The following is a 16,550-nucleotide window of genomic DNA, read 5'->3' as shown; positions in this document are numbered from 1 at the left end:
GGAATAAGCCGATTAATGTTCACAATGTGGAACGACGGAATTTTCTGGGGTTCCGGCGTAGATCCCCGTTCAGCCGCCGCACGCCGAGCTCACGCAGGATCTGCGAGCCGATCCCCGTCACGCGTCCGTCGCGGCGGGCAGAGCCGGCCGGCATCCGCATCGCGTCGCCGCGCATGTCGCAGTCGAGCAGCACCGCCACGCCGCAGCCGGCCGCGTCGATCCGTTGCAGCGCGGCATGCAGCGGCCACGAATGCGCGGACGGCTCCGCATCGAGCAGGTCGAGCAACGAATGGCATTCGTGCACGCGTGTCAGCACGGGCGTCGACGGATCGGGCTCGCCGCGCACGAGCGCGAGATGCGGTGCGCCGTGCACGGTGTCGCGATACTCGATCGCGCGGAATCGTCCCCACGGCGTATGCAGTGGCCGCTCGCCGACGCGTTCGACGAGCGATTCGTGTTCGCGGCGGTAATGGATCAGATCGGCGATCGTGCCGATCTTCAGCCCGTGATGCGCGGCGAACGCCTTCAGCTCGGGCAGCCGCGCCATCGTGCCGTCGTCGTTCATCACTTCGCAGATCACCGAGGCGGGCGTGAGCCCGGCAAGCGCCGCGAGATCGCAGCCGGCCTCGGTATGTCCCGCGCGCACGAGCACGCCGCCCAGGCGCGCGGCGATCGGGAACACATGGCCGGGCTGCACGAGATCGTCCGGGCGGGCACCCGCCCGCACCGCCGCACGGATCGTGTGGGCGCGATCGGCCGCCGAAATGCCGGTCGTCACGCCTTCGGCCGCCTCGATGCTGACGGTGAACGCGGTGCCGAACGGCGTGCCGTTGCGATCGGCCATCGGCGGCAGCCGCAACTGCTCGCAGCGTTCGGCGGTCAGCGTCAGGCAGATCAGCCCGCGCCCGAAGCGCGCCATGAAATTGATCGCGTCGGGCGTCACGTGATCGGCCGCGATCACGAGATCGCCTTCGTTCTCGCGATCCTCTTCGTCGACGAGCAGGACCATCCGGCCCGCACGCAGCTCGTCGACGATCTCCAGCGTACCGGCGAGCGTCATGACGCCTCCGTCGCGCCGAACGCGCGGCGCAGCGCGTCGGCGCCGAAGGTCAGCACGCGGTCGGCCGCATCGATGGCGCCGAGCATGCTCGCGAAGCCGTGAAGCTGGCCCGGCCAGCGCACCAGCGTCACCGGCGTGCCGGCCTGTGCGAGCCGCAACGCATACGCTTCGGCCTCGTCGCGCAGCGGATCGAATTCGGCGCTCACGATCGTCGCCGGTGCCGCGCCCGCGACGTCCGGCGCGGCGAGCGGGCTCGCCAGCGGCGAAGCGCGATCGGCGCCTTCGTCGAAATAGTGCCGCTTGAACCAACGCATCATGTCCGCCGTCAGGAAATAGCCGGTGCCGAGCGTTTCGTACGACGGATGTTCGGTCGCGCAATCGACGACCGGATACAGCAGCAACTGGTGCGCGATCGCGATGCCCGAATCGCGCAACTGCAGTGCGGCGACCGCCGCAAGATTGCCGCCGGCGCTGTCGCCGGCAACCGCCACCGCACCGGCTCGCGCGCCGAGATCGCGCGCACTGGCGGCGGCCCAGCGCACGGCGTCGCATGCGTCGTGCGCGGCGGCCGGGAAGCGCGCCTCGGGCGCGAGCCGGTAGTCGACCGACAGCACGAGCGTGCGCGCACGGGCTGCGAGGCTGCGGCACAGGTTCGCGTGCGAATCGATGCCGCACGACACGAAGCCGCCGCCGTGGAAAAACACGGTCAGCGGCAACGGCCCGTCGGCAGCGGGCCGGTACAGCCGTGCGGACAACTGACGACCGGATGCGGGAATCTGCCAGTCCTCTTCGGCGACGACGGCATCGCCCGGCGCGAATGCGCCGCCGGCGGCAAGACTCGCGCGATACGCGGGAACGGTGAGCTGCGCGAAATCGATCGCGGGTGCCTGGGCGAACGCGGCGAGCAGCGCCTGCGCCTGTGGGTCGAGCGGCATGGGGACTCCTGTCTGAATCGTATGCGGTTTGAATCAGGTAAACCCGTGTCGCGGTTTTCCCTGAGTCCGTGCCGGACGCTTGCCGGCACGGCCTGACGGGCATTCCAGCGCAGCGGGCAGGGCGCCACATCATCCGATCGGACGATGGTTGGTTCGTCCGGATGGCCAATTCTCACCATTCAGTGAATCTCCCGATGACGCCGGAATTTAGACGCGTCTTAATCATGGCGGCGCGGTTGGGTCGCGTCGGAAACATGTCGTATGGAGGATGGAGCGTGCTGATGGAGACGAGATGGGCTCCGCAAGAGAGCCAGGCAACCAGTGACGAGGCCGACATCGGCGTCGCGGATTTCAGCGAGCTGATGGCGCGCATCTACCAGGGGCCGCTGGAGACGCCGCCGTGGGCCGGTGCGCTCGAACTGGTCCGCCGCTGGCTGCAGGCGAACTACGTGACGCTGATCCTGCGGGCGGCCGCGAGCGACCGCCGCGCGCCGCTGTCCGTGCACGCGTCGGAATTCGGTCCGGTCGTCCCGGGCGACGGCGAGGCGTCGTACAACAACTACTACTATTCGCTCGACCCGTTCGTCGGCCTGCCGGCCGATCGCGTGGTCACGGTCGACGAGGTATTCGGCGACACGGGCTGGCTGTCGAGCGAACTGTACAAGCAGTTCCTGAAGCCGCAGGACGTGCGCTATATCCTCGGCGCCGACCTGCGCACATCGTCGGGCGTCGAGTGCCGCTTCCGCGTGTGCCGCAACCATGCATCGAAGCCGTTTTCCGCGCGCGACAAGGCGATCTGCGCGCTGCTGCTGCCGCACCTGAAGCGCGCGGTCGAGTTGCATTCGCGGCTCGACACGGCCGAGGTCGAACGCTCGATCTATGCGAACGCGATCAACCGGATGCAGATCGGCACGATCACGCTCGACGAGAACGGCACGATCATCGACCTGAACAGCGTCGCCGACGAGATCCTCAAGCAGAACAACGGTCTGACGATTGCTCGCGGCACGATCGAGGCGGCCGACGCGCAGGAGAACCGCACGCTGAAGCGGCTGATCCGCCACGCGGTGATGGGACACCACGGCACGGCCGCGGCAACCGTCGAAGCGATGCCGATCACGCGCAGCTTCGACAAGCCGCGCCTCGGGCTGCTGGTGCGCACGGTGCTGCTGTCCGACTGGTCGGAGGACAACAAGCGGCGGCCGGCCGTCACGCTGTTCCTGCGCGATCCCGACCGCAAGCCGCAGGGCGCGCAGGAAATCATTCGCAAGCTGTTCGACCTGACGCCCGCCGAGACGTCGCTCGCGCTGTTGCTGACGAACGGGCTGACGCTCGAGGAGGCGGCGGAGGAATCGGGGATCAGCAAGAACACGGCGCGCACGCACCTGCGCGCGATCTTCTCGAAGACGGGCGTGACACGCCAGGCGACGCTCGTGCGGATTCTGCTCGGGAGCGTCGTGCCGCTCGGGTAAGCGATAGCCGATGCCGATCCATCGGAACCGGCTGCATTCGTCTGGCGATACATCGACATCGGTCAACGCGTCGCGTGCCGGACGATAGCGGCGACATCATGCAAAAGAGGCTCGCAACGTGCGAGCCTCTTGTTCGTTCAGCTGGGCCGACAGCGACTATTCAGCCGCCCGCGATGCATGGCGATGAACCCTGGCATTCACGAGCCGCGCGTCGACCGATCCGCCCATGCCGACAGCGCCGGCCACTGCGCACAGCCGCGCCGGATGAACCCAACGCCCGTGCGGATCACGAGCGCGCCGATCGCGAGCGCGGCCAGATCGTCGAGCCGACCGAAGCCGACCAGTGCCGCGCTCATCGCGAGCGCCGCCAGCAGCGACGACAGCGCATCGGTCCGGACATGCCAGCCGCTCGCCTCGAGCAGCGCGGAGCCCGTCTCGCGTGCCTTGCGCAGCATCCAGTGCGACAGCGCGGCCTTGCCGGCAAGCGTCACGGCGACAAGCGCGAGCGTCGTCGCGCCCGGCTGCACGACGGGCGGCGTCGTGAACCGGTTCGTCGCGTGCCAGATCATTTGCGCGCCGGTCGCAACGAGCAATGCGCCAAGGCCCGCGAGCGCGAGCGGTTCGTAGGTCGGGCGCCGTTCCGGCGGCAGGCGCGCGTCGAGCCGGCACGCGACGAGGATCAGCGCATCGGCCGCGAGATCGATTGCCGCATGCGCGACGTCCGCCAGCAGGCCTGACGAATGCGCGGACCCGGCCGCGACCGTCTCGACGGCGAGCAGCAACAGGTTGATCGCGAGGCTGATGGCGAGGGCGCGGGACGTGGCCGCATAAACGTGGGGCGTGGCGCGCGACGTGCGCTGCATGGCGGATTCGTCTGTCGATAGCGTGGGTCAGACCCGAACGCTACCGGTCGACGGTGGCAGATCGGTGACAGGCGCAGGACGCCGCCCGGCCGGTCAGCGCTGCACGTCTGCCGACGGCAGCAGCGCGGCGAAGCGATCCGCGAGCGTCGGGCGCGACCGCGCGGGCCAGATCGCGCTGAGTTCGAACAGCGGCAGCGCGCCGCCGTCGCGGATGGTGCTGTAGGCGACGCCTTCGAACGCGAACGTGTGGATCGAATGCGGCAGCAGCGACACGCCGCATCCGGCGGCGACGCACGAGATCACGGTCAGCGTGCGGTTCACGTCGAGCACGATGTCGACCGGGTGCCCGGCTTGCCGGAATGCACTCAGGATGCCCGCGCGGATCAGCGGCAACTGGTCGTGCGGAAACCACACGAGGCCGGTGCCGGCGAGATCCTGCAGCGTGACCGTGCCGTCGGGCTGGCGCCGGAAATCGTTCGGCAGCACGGCGACGAGCGGGTCGCGCCGGATCAGCTTCTCGCGCATCCGGCCGTTGACGGGGACCGGCGTATGCAGCAGGCCAATATCGATCTCGCCGCGCTCGAGTGCGATCGCCTGCTCGGCATTGCTCATCTCGCGCATCACGAGTTCGACGTCGGGCGTGCTTGCGCGCAGCGCGCGAATCGTGCGCGGCAGCGTGTCGAACAGCGCGGCGCTGACGAACCCGATCGTCAGGCGCCCGGCGCGCTGCGCGCCGATTTCGCCGGCCCGGTGCGCGGCCGCGTCGAGGCGTGCGAGGCTCAGGCGCAGGTCGTCGACCATCGCGAGGCCGGCGGCGGTCAGCGTGGCGCCGCGCCGCGAACGGTCGAACAGCCGGACGCCCAACTCCTTCTCCATCCGGTTCAGGGCCTGGCTGAGCGCCGGCTGCGCAATCCCGAGCTCGTTGGCCGCGCGCGTGAAGCTGCCCGTATCGACGATCGCGAGGAAGTAGCGAACGTGCCTGATTTCCATAAGCTCGCGTTATGAATAATTATTCAAAACATAGTAGCGAATTATCTCCACGCTTCATAGGATGCTCATCGGGCCACAACATCAGGCGCCCGGCGACGGCATGACGACACGAGGAGACCTGCATTGAACTGGACCCGCGAGCTATCGACGACCGAACGGCGCACGTTGCGCGGCTGCTTTGCCGGCTGGGCACTCGACGGGCTCGACACGCAGATGTTCAGTCTCGTGATCCCCGCGTTGCTCACGACCTGGGGCATCGGCAAGGGGCAGGCCGGGCTGATCGGCGGCGCGACGCTTGTGGCGGGCGCGCTCGGCGGGTTGCTGGCCGGCGTGATCGCCGACCGCTACGGGCGCGTGCGGGCGCTGCAGATCACCGTGTGCTGGTTCTCGCTGTTCACGTTCCTGAGCGCGTTCGCGCAGAACTTCGAACAGTTGCTGGTGCTGAAGGCGCTGCAGGGGCTCGGGTTCGGCGGCGAGTGGACGGCCGGCGCGGTGCTGCTCGCCGAAACGGTCGGCGCGCGCCATCGCGGCAAGGCGATGGGCATCGTGCAGAGTGCATGGGGCTTCGGCTGGGGCGGCGCGGTGCTGCTGTACATGCTGGTGTTCGCATGGCTGCCGGCCGAATGGGCGTGGCGCGTGCTGTTCGCGATCGGCGCGCTGCCCGCGCTGCTGGTGCTGTATATCCGCCGCGCGATTCCGGAGCCGCCGCGGGCGACGCCGGTCGACGCATCGGCGCAGGCAACGGCGAGCGGCGACGAAGGGCCGACGATCGGCATCTTCGACCGCTCCGTGGTGCGCGCGACGGTGGTCGGCGGGCTGATCGGCGTCGGCGCGCACGGCGGCTATCACGCGATCACGATCTGGCTGCCGACCTACCTGAAGACCGAGCGGCACCTGTCGGTGCTCGGCACCGGCGCGTATCTCGCGGTCGTGATCGTCGCGTTCATCTGCGGTTGCTTCCTCAGCGCGTACCTGCAGGACAAGATCGGCCGCCGCCGCAACGTGATGCTGTTCGCCGCGTGCTGCGCGGTGATGGTGAACCTGTACGTGTTCCTGCCGCTGAACGACGTCGCGATGCTGTTGCTCGGTTTTCCGCTCGGCCTGTTCTCGGCCGGCATCCCGGCGACGCTCGGCACGCTCTTCAACGAGCTTTACCCGCGCAACGTGCGCGGCCGCGGCGTCGGCTTTTGCTACAACTTCGGCCGCATCGCGTCGGCCGGCTTCCCGGTGCTGGTCGGGCGGATGGGCGAGTCGCTGCCGCTCGGCACGGCACTCGGCATCGACGCGGGCATCGCATACGGGCTGGTCGTGATCGCGGTGTGGTTCCTGCCCGAAACGCGCAGCCAGCGGCTGTCGGGTGCGGCGCCGGCCGGCGAGGCGGATGCCGAAAGCCAGCCGCGCGCCGAGGCGTCGCTGTAGGGCTCGCCGCCTCCCGTCATCGAATCGCCCGGTGCAGCGGCCGGGCGCCTCTTGCAGACTCGTCATGGATTGTCTCGTGAATCACCTCGCCGAACCGGTTCCGGCCGCGCCGTCAGTGGACGCGTGGTACGCAGGGAACCCCGCCGTGGCCGCCGTCGATGCGCATGCGCACGTGTTCGCGCGCGGCCTGCCGCTTGCGCCCGTGATCCGGCATGCGCCCGACTACGACGCGTCGCTCGACGCATACGTCGCGCACCTCGCCGCACATAGCATCACACACGCGGTGCTGGTGCAGCCGAGCTTCCTCGGCACCGACAACACCTACTTCGTCGACGTGCTGCGCCGTTACCCGCAGCGCTTTCGCGGCGTCGCGATGGTCGATCCGGCGATTTCCGACAGCGAGCTCGACGCGCTCGACCGGGCAGGCGTGGTCGGGATGCGGCTGAACCTCGTCGGGCTGCCGATCCCGGACTTCGGCGCGCCCGTCTGGCGCGCGCTGTTCGCCCGCATCAACGCGCTCGGCTGGCATGTCGAGATCCATCGCGGCATCGAGGATCTGCATGCGATCACCGCGCCGCTGCTCGCGCAGTCGTGCACGCTGGTGATCGACCATTTCGGCCGCCCGTCGCCCACGCTCGGCGAGCGCGCGCCCAGCTTCCGCCGCCTGCTGTTGCTCGCGGATACCGGCCGCGTCTGGGTCAAGCTGTCGGCCGCGTATCGCAACAGCGTGGCCGGCGACGGCGCGATCGACGCGTTCGGTGCCGCGCGGGCGCTGCGCACCGCGTTCACGGCCGAGCGGCTGGTGTGGGGCAGCGACTGGCCGCACACGCAGCATCGCGAGCGCGTCGATTTCGATGGCGCGTATGCGGCGCTCGCGCGCTGGCTGCCCGACCCCGGCGAGCGCATGCGCGTGCTGCGCGATGCGCCGAGAACCCTGTTTCGTTTCGACCAATGAGGCCCCGCATGTCCGATCACACCGCACTTCGTCGCGCCGGGTTCCGGCGCAGCATCGCCGCCCGCCAGGGGCTGCTCGTCGCCGGCACGTTCAATGCGCTCAGCGCGCGGGTCGCGGCCGATCTCGGCTTCGGCGCGCTGTACCTGAGCGGCGCCGGCGTCACCAACATGTCGCTCGGTTTGCCCGATCTCGGTTTCGTCGGGCTCGGCGAGCTGGCCGAGCACACCGCACGCGTGCGCGATGCGGTCGAGCTGCCGCTGATGGTCGATGCCGATACGGGTTTCGGCAATGCGCTGAACGTGCTGCAGACGGTGCGCACGCTCGAACGCAGCGGCGCCGACGCGATCCAGCTCGAGGATCAGGTGCTGCCGAAGAAATGCGGCCATTTCGCGGGCAAGGAAGTGATTCCGGCCGGCGAGATGGTCGGCAAGCTGAAGGCGGCCGTCGACGCACGCGTGGATCCGAACCTGCTGATCGTCGCGCGTACCGATGCGGCCGCGGTCCACGGCATCGACGACGCGATCGAGCGCGCGCACCGCTACGCGGAAGCGGGCGCCGACGTGCTGTTCATCGAGGCAATGGATACGGCGGAGGACGTCGAGCGGCTGCCGGCGCTGTTCGACACGCCGCAGCTCATCAACATCGTGATCGGCGGCAAGACGCCGACGCGCTCGCGCGACGACCTGGCGCGCCTCGGCTACGGCGTGGTGCTGTACGCGAACGCGGCGCTGCAGGGCGCGGTGCGCGGGATGCAGGCCGCGCTGACGGTGCTGCGCGATACGGGCCGGCTCGACGAGGATCCCGCGCTCGTCGCGCCGTTCGCCGAACGGCAGCGGCTCGTCGACAAGGCGCGCTTCGACGCGCTCGATGCCCGCTACGGGGCCGATCGCGCATAAGCGCGCCGGCACACGGGCGGCAAGGACAGCCGCCCGGCACGACCATGCCAGGACAGGACAGGAGACAACCCGTGGCAATTTCCCCTACCGGAGCGGCCGGCGAGCCGCCGCGTATCGGTTCGATCGTCGGCGGCCTGGCCGGCAACCTGATCGAGTGGTACGACTTTCTCGCGTACAGCATCTTCTCGATCTACTTCGCGCCGGCGTTCTTTCCGGCGGACCGGCCGACCGTGCAGCTGATGAACACCGCGGCGATCGCGGCGGTCGGATACGTCGCGCGGCCGGCGGGGAGCTGGCTCGTCGGCCTCTATGCGGACCGGCGCGGGCGCAAGGCCGCACTGACGAAATCGGTGCTGGCGATGTGCGCGGGATCGATGCTGATCGCCGTCACGCCCGGCTACGCGACGATCGGCGTGCTCGCCCCGGCGCTGCTCGTCGCCGCGCGGCTGCTGCAGGGACTCAGCATGGGCGGCGAATACGGCACCAGCGCGACCTACCTGAGCGAAATCGCACCGCCGGACCGGCGCGGCTTCTACGTCGGCTTCCTGCAGGTGAGCGTGGTCGCCGGCCAGCTCGTCGCGCTCGGCCTGATGCTCGCGATGCAGCGCATTTTCGCCGGTACGCACGACCTCGAACGCTGGGGCTGGCGGATTCCGTTCTTCGTCGGCGGCGTGCTCGCGCTGTTCGCGCTCTACATGCGCCGCAACGTCGTCGAGAGCGACGCGTTCATCGCCAGCCGGGCGCGCGCGGCGAAGACGCGCATGACGGCCGACCTCGCGGCCCACTGGCGCGAGCTGCTGCTCGCGATCGGCATCACGGTCGGCGGCACCGTCGCGTTCTACACGTACACGGTCTACATGCAGAAGTACCTCGTCAATTCGGTCGGGCTGCACAAGGAAACGGCGACCTGGATCTGCACCGCCGCGCTGCTGCTGTACATGCCGCTGCAGCCGCTGTTCGGCCTCGTGTCGGATCGCGTCGGCCGCCGGCCGGTGCTGCTGTGGTTCGGAATCGGCGGCACGCTGCTGTCCGTGCCGATCTTCACGGCGCTCGGACACGTGCACGAGCCGCTCGCCGCGTTCGCGCTGGTGTTCGCCGGGCTGGTCGTGCTGAGCGGCTTCACGTCGGTGCACATGCTGGTCAAGGCCGAGCTGTTTCCGCCGCAGATCCGCGCGCTGGCGGTCGGGCTGCCTTATGCGCTGACGACGGCGATCCTCGGTGGCACGACCGAATTCGTCGCGCTGCGGCTGAAGGCGAGCGGCAATGAGACGATGTTCTTCTGGTACGTCGCCGCGTGCGCGGCGATTTCGCTGCTCGTGTACTGGCGGATGCCGGAGACGCACCCGGCGAAGCGCGGACGCGCGTCGCGGGCGGCAGTCGCCGCGCCGGCCTCGCGCTGAACCGGTGCCGGCGCGTTACTGCGCCCGTTGCGCCACGCGTGGCGCGGCGGGCGTCACGATGCGGGTCGCGATCGCTTCCGGCATGTCGTCCGGCCAGGACGCGGCGCATCGCATCCCGGGCGGCGGCGCCGGCAGGCCGCCCGGCATGACGGCTTCGTTGGCGTCGCGGCCGCAGCCGGGCAACCAGCCTGACACGCCGAGGCTCCAGATCAGGGTCGCAAAGAGGCGCATCGTCACGCTCCGGCGTCTGGACAGCGATAGACGCTGCCGGTCAGCGTCACGCCCGTCTGCCGCAGATAGCCGCCTTCGCTGCCGTCAAAACTCCCGCTCTGCACGCCGCGCTGCGTGAGCAGCACCACGACGTTGCCGCCGAGCGCGGCCGCGCGGTTCTTCAGGTCGTTGCGCGCGCCGGTCTCGAGCGTCGCGTCCGGGATGAAGCCGCCGGTCAGGAAGTTGCCGCGGCTGCCCGTCACGTCGCCGAGGTGACGGCAACTGCCGCCGGGGTCGCGCATGACGATGCGCACGTCGCGACCGGCGGCGGAAGGCTCGAGTGGCGCGCACGCCGCCAGCGCGGCAGGAAGGAACAGCAGCCAGAGAGGTCTCATGTTTCCGCCGTAGCGAATGCGCGTGATCGCGCGACAGCGCCACTTTAGGGACGCCGCCGCGTCCGCACATCGGGCGAAGGTCGTGTGCTCGGGCCGGAAAGGATGCGACCAAAGTCGCAGACGGTGCGTATCGCGCGGGCCGGTGCGCGACGCTGGAATGCGGGGCGGGGCGGGGAGCGGGGCGTGCCGCCGACGCGCTGCCGGCAGCGGATGTCAGGGCTTCGGCGCCATCAGTCCTTCGCGCCACGCGAGCGCGACGGCCTGCGTGCGGTCGGACAGATGCAGCTTCGACATCACGTTGCCGAGGTGCGTCTTCACGGTCTTTTCCGTAATGCCGAGCGTCGCGGCGATGCGCGCATTGCTGCCGCCTTCGGCCAGGCAGCGCAGCACCTCCAGTTCGCGCGCGGTCAGCCCGGCGAACGGGCTGCGCGGCGGCTTGCGCCACGCGCCGATCATGCGCTGCGCGATGCCGGGGTGAAGTGTGGGTTCGCCGTGGACGGCCGCATGGATCGCCTGCAGCAGACGCTCGCCGCGCATCGATTTCAGCAGGAACGAATCGGCGCCGGCGTCGATCGCGGCGAGCGCGAGCGCATCGTCGTCCGACGAAGTCAGCACCATGATGTGCGTATCGGCGCTGGCCGCCCGGATCGCACGAATCACGGCCGGCACGCCGGTGTGCCCCATGCCGGGCATCATCAGGTCAAGCAGCAGCACGTCGGGACGATGCGTGCGTACCTGCTCGATCGTCGACGCGCCGTCGTCCGTTTCCGCGACGATCTCGAACGACGCATCGAGCCGCAACAGCCCGCGGATGCCTTCGCGCACGACCGCGTGGTCGTCGGCAATCAGGATGGTGGTCATGCCGTCTCCATCGGATGAAAATGAACGGTCACGCGCGTGCCGTCCGCGCCCGACGCGATGTCGAGCATGCCGCCGGGTAGCGCATCGGCGCGCCAGCGCAGGTTGCCGAGCCCCATGCCAGTCGGCACGGCAGCCGGGTCGAAGCCGCTGCCGTCGTCGCGCACGACCCAGCGCCAGCGCGACGACGCTGCGCCGGAGGGCGCACGCACGGCGTCGCCCGGTTCGCACGCGATGTCGATACGACGGCAGCCGCTATGGCGCAACGCATTCGCGGCAGCCTCATGGGTGATCATCAGCAGTTCGTGCGCGGCCGACGGGTGAGCGTCGAGCGTGTGCGCTGCACGTTCCGGCAGATCTAGCGACCAATCGATGCCCGAGCCGGCCAGCAGGTCGTGCACCGCCTGCGAAACGGCCGCGCGCAGGCCGTCCTCGGCAATCGCGGGCAGGCTGAAGCCGGTCACCACGTTGTCGAGATCCTGCTGAAGATGATCGGCCAGACGCCGCGCCGCGCCGACCGTCGGCAACAGGTCGGGGTGGCGCTGCGCCTCGTACGCCAGCTCGGTCAGCTTGAGGCCGAGCACGAAGCTGCGCTGCTTCGCGGTGTCGTGCAGGTCGCGCGCGATCCGCGTGCGCTCGACCGACACCGCGAGTGCCTTCTGCATCCCGAATGCCCGCGCGAGCGCATCGGCCATCCGGTTGAAATGCGCGGCCAGTTCGCCGAGCTCGTCGCGAGACGCATCGGCGATCCGTGCCGACAGGTCGCCGGCCGCCCAGCGATCGGCCGCGGCCGTCATCCGCCGCACGCGCCGCACCAGCAACCAGACCAGCAGCCCGGCGAAGCTCGCGCCCATCGCGCCGAGATACAGCAGAGTGCGTATCAGGTCGTACGCCGACGCATCGTCCGCGATCTCGTAGTGCAGTTGCCAGCCCGGCCAGTAATGGACGCCGATCCGCGCGATGGCGCCGCCCGCCAGCGTGACGGGCGTGACGATGGCCCAGTCGCCGTCGCGGCGCAGCATCGTGTCGGGCGCGGCCGGATCGGCCGGGGCCGTTGCGAACGCGTCGGACAGCAGCGGCGACGCAGCCGGCGCGGTCGCGCATCCGGCGCCATCCGGTCGCGCAATGCGCACCTGCAGTCGCCCGGCACCGAAGAAACCCATCATCGGCGCGAAATCCATCACGTCACGCGCGCCGACCCGCGCGATCTGCCAGAACAGTGCGTCGGCCGCCGCACGGCACGCAACCGGGTCGCGCCAGTCGACGGCGCCGGTCGCGGTGGCCAGCGCAGGGCGGTCGAGGTTACCGAGAAACCGGCGGATATCGCTTTCGGCATGCGCGCGCCACAGCACGCTCGTCAGCAGCGACGACAGCACCATCGCCACGAACCCCACGACGATGAACGTCGGCACGAGCTTGACGAACAAGCCACGGAAGCCGATCCGGAATGTGCGCAACGCGGGCTCCTCGTTGTTCTGTTTGCTTGACGGACGCACCGGATGAATGCCGACGACACGGCAACGCAGCGCAACCGGCTTTCAATTGCGCCATGTTGACGGTTTTCGGAGGCGGCTGCTGGGGCGTTTTGACGGGAGGGTGGAGGGACGCCCGCAATGGACTCAATAGCGGTGCGGCCCCTTCACCAGCAGTCCGTCGGGTTTCCACCGTCCGGTGTCGAGTGTCGCCAGAAGCATCGTGCGCGCGGGCGGCCCCTCCGGGTCGTTGTAATGAACGGTGCGTTGCCTGATCCCCGTGATGACGATCACGTGACCGATTTCAGGCTGGCCAGGCCTGTCCAGGAAATGCCCTGCGGCCCAGATCGGACCGAAGTCCTTCAGGACCGCGGCCAGCCACTCGGGCGTAATGACCGTGGGCTGATTGAGCGCCACGAGTCCTTCGGCCGCGCACAAGTCAGGGATCCTCGACGGGGGAAGCCCCTGGTCTGCCTGCCATAGCGTCGGCATGCCCAGACGCGGCCCGGGGCGGTGGAAGTACGACACCATGCACGCCGCCGCATACCAGCATGCATTGTTCAGTGCTTTGGATCCTGACTTGGTCTTCTTTACACCGCGCTGATCGACCATCGGCACGTTCAATCTGAAGTCCACCATTTCGGGTCTCCAGGCAGGAGTGATCCATAAGCGTATGAACAATCGGGCACGACGACAACCAGCGTGACTGGCAATCCACCCGACAATCTCGACATTATAGAAATAATGTCAAATTACATGGCTCGATTAATTGGATATTTAACGGTTTACGTTATATTATTAACGAAATCATCGACCCAACCTCGCCATGTCCGATCTCGCTGCCGACGAATCCCGCCTGACCGCCGAAATCGAGCGCCTCAAGGCCGAATTCCCGAAAACCCGCGAGCTGTATCGCGAAGCCTGCGCGCTGCTGTTCTTCCGCTTCGGCATCACGCCCACCGCGAACCGTCTGTACCAGCTCGTCCGCAAGGGCAGCATGAGCACGCCGACGGCCGTCCTCGGCGAGTTCTGGGCAGCGTTGCGGGAGAAGAGTCGCGTCCGCATCGAGCATCCCGACTTGCCGGCCGATCTGCAGGCGGCCGCCGGGGAGCTGGTGGCGGCGCTATGGAATCGGTCGAGCGCCGACGCGGCCGCCGCGCTCGATGCCCTGCGCGCAGAGGTCGAAGCCGAGCGGGTGGCGGCGCAGGCGGAAGTGGCGGCGCTGCAGGCCGAACTGGCCCGCACCGAAACTGCACTGGAGCAACGCACGGCCGCGCTGCTGGCCGCGCAGGTGCGCATTCAGGAGCTGGAGCAGGCGAGGGCGGCGGACGACGCATCGCGGCAGGCGCTGCAAGCCGATATCGAACGCCTCACGGCCGACAACGCGGAAGGCGACCGCGCACTCGCGCAGGCACGCGCGGATTTCACCACCCAGCTCGACCGGCTGCGCGACGACGCCGGCCGGGCCGAGGAGCGTCTGCGTGCGTCGGAGAAGCGGGCGCTTCAGGAAATCGATCGTGAGCGGCTCGTGGCCGCTCGGCTGCAAAAGGAACTCGATGCGTCGGCATCCCGCGCGGAGCAGCGCGATGCGCAGCAGCGCAAGGACGTGGCCGCGCTGCAGGCGCAACTCGGCGACGCGCTGCATCGATGCGGCATGCTCCAGGGGCAGCTCGACGGCGCGCAGGCGACCGAGGTGGCGCGCGGCAAGGAACTCGATGCGCTGCGACGAGAAATGACGGTGCTCGCGCGTCGGGCGCCGTTGCGGGGCGCCAAGGCTGCGCCGGCCGCGCAACGGGACGAGCGGCGCGCGCGCACGCGAAAGCGCGCCGACGAAGCGCCGCGCTGACGGCGAAACCGCGCGCGCGTCAGCCGATGGTGACGCACGCGTGAAGCCCGTAAGCGAGCAAGTGGGTAAGCCAGCCGCGATACCGCTACCCCCTCAACCGCTCGCCCACCCACCCATACAAATCAACTCGACACATACCGTGACGGCAGCGCCGGCGCATCCGCCGGAATCGTGACGAGCGACGTGTTCAGCCAACCCTGCGGCGAGCCATTCGACTGCGCATACGCGCCGACGTACGGCATCATCCGCGTCGTCTGGTAGACCTGCGGCGTCCACCCCGCGGGCGCCAGGAAGATCGACGTCGCGCGCTTCTCGCTATACGCGGACGCCCCGTACGTCGAGATGTTCCACAGCGTCTGCTGATACGTCGCATAGTCGGCGTTGTGCCGCGACCCGCCGGCCTGCCAGCCTTCGAGCTGGATGAACATGTTGTACGTGCCGGCGCCCGCGAGCAGGTTGTTCACCGTGCGCCCGTACAGGAACGACAGGATCAGCCCGCAGTTCGCCGGCGCGAAATCGCTGCCGACGCTCAGGTAATAGCGGCCGGTCGTGTTCAGGACCGACGCGTAATGCGAGTTGCCGATATCGGTCGACGTCGTCAGCCCGCTCGCGCCCATGAAGCTGTCGAACGCCTGCATCGTGACGCCCGCCGGCAGGTCGCTCGTCGCGCTGATCGCGACGATATGCGAGCCGGCCGCCAGCAGCGTCAGGAACGCGGACAGCGTGCCCGCGTTCCAGTTGCCCTGCGCATCGACGAACGGAAACGCGCGATAACCCGTCAGCGCGAACACCGCCGGATCGGTGCCGGCCTGCCACGCGATCTGCGGCACCCACATCGTCAGCGGGCCGGCGTTCGATGCGCCGGACACGTACTGGTTCAGCGCATCGATGAGCTGCGCATCGGCTGCGGGCAGCACGCCATACGCGGCGCCGTTTTGCCAGCGCTGCACCCATTGGGCGACGAAGCCCGCGAGCTGGCCGCCGGTGAAGTCGGCGGGCGGTACGTAGCCGAGCGGGCCCGTGCTTTGGTACGCGGACTGGATTGCCGCAGCCGTACGCACGTTGCTGCCGAACATGCTGTTCGCGAAATCCTGACAGTTGTTGGCCGGCGGCGTCGCCAGCTGCGCAAGCGGGACGACCCACGCGCCGTTCGCGGTCGCGACACCGCGATACAGCGTGAGATTCGCGACCGAATCGTGACCGGGAAACGTGGCGGCGTCGGCGCCCGACACGTAGCCGGCCGACGGCGTGACGCTCACGGTGGTCGGTTGCGACCCGAACGGATGCGTGTACGCGATCGCAAACGACGCGTCGCCGCCGGCAAGGCTGAACGATCCCGTGCAATCGCCCCAGCTGTTCGACGCGCTGACGGCGGTCGATTGCCCGGTCGAAATCTGCGCTTGCGACGCCTGCGGCAGCGAGCCGCTCTGGCTGGCCGCATTACCGTACGCGAGTGCCGTCGACGGGATCGCATTGACGACGTTGATCGTGATCGAGCGGTCGGCGATCCCGTAGTTGCGCGTGGATGCATCCGCGGCGCCGGCGGCGGCGAATGACGACGCGGACGTCGGGTTGCCGTCGCCGCCACAGGCGGCCAATGTGCCGACGAGCGGCGACAGGGTCAGCGCGGCGCCGCGCTGGATGAAGCGCCGGCGGTTCGGCGCGGACGGGCGTTCGGGTTTCGAAGCGGTCATGGGCGTTCCTGGTCACGGGTTCGGGAGGCGGCAACGACGATCCGGCGCATTGCACACGTGTGCAATGCCGGCCGAAATGCGTCGA

16 protein-coding genes are annotated in these 16,550 nt (G+C 69.1%); 6 read left to right on the top strand and 10 right to left on the bottom strand.

All coding sequences use genetic code 11. The annotated features are described in order from the left end of the window. Positions 1-19: 19 nt before the first annotated feature. Entirely contained in the window at positions 20-1,060 is a 1,041-nt protein-coding gene (ribBA, locus tag ACN8ZM_RS22520; protein WP_420212433.1) for a bifunctional 3,4-dihydroxy-2-butanone-4-phosphate synthase/GTP cyclohydrolase II, read from the bottom strand. After that, on the bottom strand, positions 1,057-1,995 hold the full coding sequence (locus ACN8ZM_RS22515) for an alpha/beta hydrolase fold domain-containing protein (protein WP_420212432.1): 939 nt from the start codon (positions 1,993-1,995) through the stop codon (positions 1,057-1,059). Before ACN8ZM_RS22515 ends, ribBA begins: the two co-directional genes overlap by 4 nt. A gap of 281 nt (positions 1,996-2,276) precedes the next feature. On the opposite strand from ACN8ZM_RS22515, the gene ACN8ZM_RS22510 reads away from it, so the two are divergent. Beyond that, positions 2,277-3,467, top strand: a complete 1,191-nt coding sequence (locus ACN8ZM_RS22510; protein ID WP_043183719.1) for a helix-turn-helix transcriptional regulator — start codon at positions 2,277-2,279, stop codon at positions 3,465-3,467. 197 nt (positions 3,468-3,664) lie between these two features. Here ACN8ZM_RS22510 and ACN8ZM_RS22505 read toward each other — a convergent pair whose 3' ends face one another. Next, entirely contained in the window at positions 3,665-4,330 is a 666-nt protein-coding gene (locus ACN8ZM_RS22505) for a cation diffusion facilitator family transporter (protein WP_420212431.1), read from the bottom strand. 93 nt (positions 4,331-4,423) lie between these two features. Then, positions 4,424-5,320: a LysR family transcriptional regulator gene (locus ACN8ZM_RS22500; RefSeq protein ID WP_420212430.1), complete on the bottom strand. Its 897-nt coding sequence runs from the start codon at positions 5,318-5,320 to the stop codon at positions 4,424-4,426. Positions 5,321-5,443: 123 nt separating this feature from the next. On the opposite strand from ACN8ZM_RS22500, the gene ACN8ZM_RS22495 reads away from it, so the two are divergent. The 4 genes from ACN8ZM_RS22495 to ACN8ZM_RS22480 all read left to right on the top strand — a co-directional run bounded on the left by ACN8ZM_RS22495 (position 5,444) and on the right by ACN8ZM_RS22480 (position 9,990). Beyond that, a complete protein-coding gene (locus ACN8ZM_RS22495; protein WP_420212429.1) occupies positions 5,444-6,739 on the top strand; it encodes an MFS transporter in 1,296 nt (431 codons plus the stop codon). Positions 6,740-6,803: 64 nt separating this feature from the next. Beyond that, a complete protein-coding gene (locus ACN8ZM_RS22490) occupies positions 6,804-7,694 on the top strand; it encodes an amidohydrolase family protein (RefSeq protein ID WP_420212428.1) in 891 nt (296 codons plus the stop codon). A gap of 8 nt (positions 7,695-7,702) precedes the next feature. Beyond that, positions 7,703-8,590 (top strand): isocitrate lyase/PEP mutase family protein, encoded by an 888-nt coding sequence (locus ACN8ZM_RS22485; RefSeq protein WP_420212427.1) that lies wholly within the window; start codon positions 7,703-7,705, stop codon positions 8,588-8,590. A 44-nt stretch (positions 8,591-8,634) separates the two neighbouring features. After that, positions 8,635-9,990, top strand: coding sequence for an MFS transporter (locus ACN8ZM_RS22480; RefSeq protein ID WP_241017725.1), 1,356 nt, complete (start codon positions 8,635-8,637; stop codon positions 9,988-9,990). A gap of 15 nt (positions 9,991-10,005) precedes the next feature. On the opposite strand, the gene ACN8ZM_RS22475 is transcribed toward ACN8ZM_RS22480, so the two are convergent. The 5 genes from ACN8ZM_RS22475 to ACN8ZM_RS22455 form a co-directional block, all read right to left on the bottom strand. After that, positions 10,006-10,221 (bottom strand): hypothetical protein, encoded by a 216-nt coding sequence (locus tag ACN8ZM_RS22475; protein ID WP_043183727.1) that lies wholly within the window; start codon positions 10,219-10,221, stop codon positions 10,006-10,008. A 2-nt stretch (positions 10,222-10,223) separates the two neighbouring features. Continuing rightward, a complete protein-coding gene (locus ACN8ZM_RS22470; RefSeq protein WP_420212426.1) occupies positions 10,224-10,595 on the bottom strand; it encodes a DUF4156 domain-containing protein in 372 nt (123 codons plus the stop codon). 213 nt (positions 10,596-10,808) lie between these two features. Next, positions 10,809-11,456, bottom strand: coding sequence for a response regulator (locus ACN8ZM_RS22465; RefSeq protein ID WP_043183730.1), 648 nt, complete (start codon positions 11,454-11,456; stop codon positions 10,809-10,811). Then, positions 11,453-12,910, bottom strand: a complete 1,458-nt coding sequence (locus ACN8ZM_RS22460; RefSeq protein ID WP_420212425.1) for a HAMP domain-containing protein — start codon at positions 12,908-12,910, stop codon at positions 11,453-11,455. Before ACN8ZM_RS22460 ends, ACN8ZM_RS22465 begins: the two co-directional genes overlap by 4 nt. 162 nt (positions 12,911-13,072) lie before the next feature. After that, positions 13,073-13,564 carry a papain-like cysteine protease family protein gene (locus ACN8ZM_RS22455; RefSeq protein ID WP_043183732.1) on the bottom strand — a complete coding sequence of 164 codons (492 nt, stop codon included), beginning with the start codon at positions 13,562-13,564 and terminating at the stop codon, positions 13,073-13,075. Positions 13,565-13,751: 187 nt separating this feature from the next. Here ACN8ZM_RS22455 and ACN8ZM_RS22450 point away from each other — a divergent pair, with 187 nt between their 5' ends. Beyond that, positions 13,752-14,771, top strand: a complete 1,020-nt coding sequence (locus ACN8ZM_RS22450; RefSeq protein ID WP_420212424.1) for a DNA-binding protein — start codon at positions 13,752-13,754, stop codon at positions 14,769-14,771. Positions 14,772-14,893: 122 nt separating this feature from the next. Here ACN8ZM_RS22450 and ACN8ZM_RS22445 read toward each other — a convergent pair whose 3' ends face one another. After that, positions 14,894-16,465: a hypothetical protein gene (locus tag ACN8ZM_RS22445; protein WP_420212423.1), complete on the bottom strand. Its 1,572-nt coding sequence runs from the start codon at positions 16,463-16,465 to the stop codon at positions 14,894-14,896. Positions 16,466-16,550: the final 85 nt, after the last annotated feature.

This window comes from Burkholderia aenigmatica (genome assembly GCF_048627025.1).
In the GTDB taxonomy this organism is placed as follows: Bacteria; Pseudomonadota; Gammaproteobacteria; order Burkholderiales; family Burkholderiaceae; genus Burkholderia; species Burkholderia aenigmatica.
This window is presented reverse-complemented; position numbering and strand designations above follow the sequence as displayed.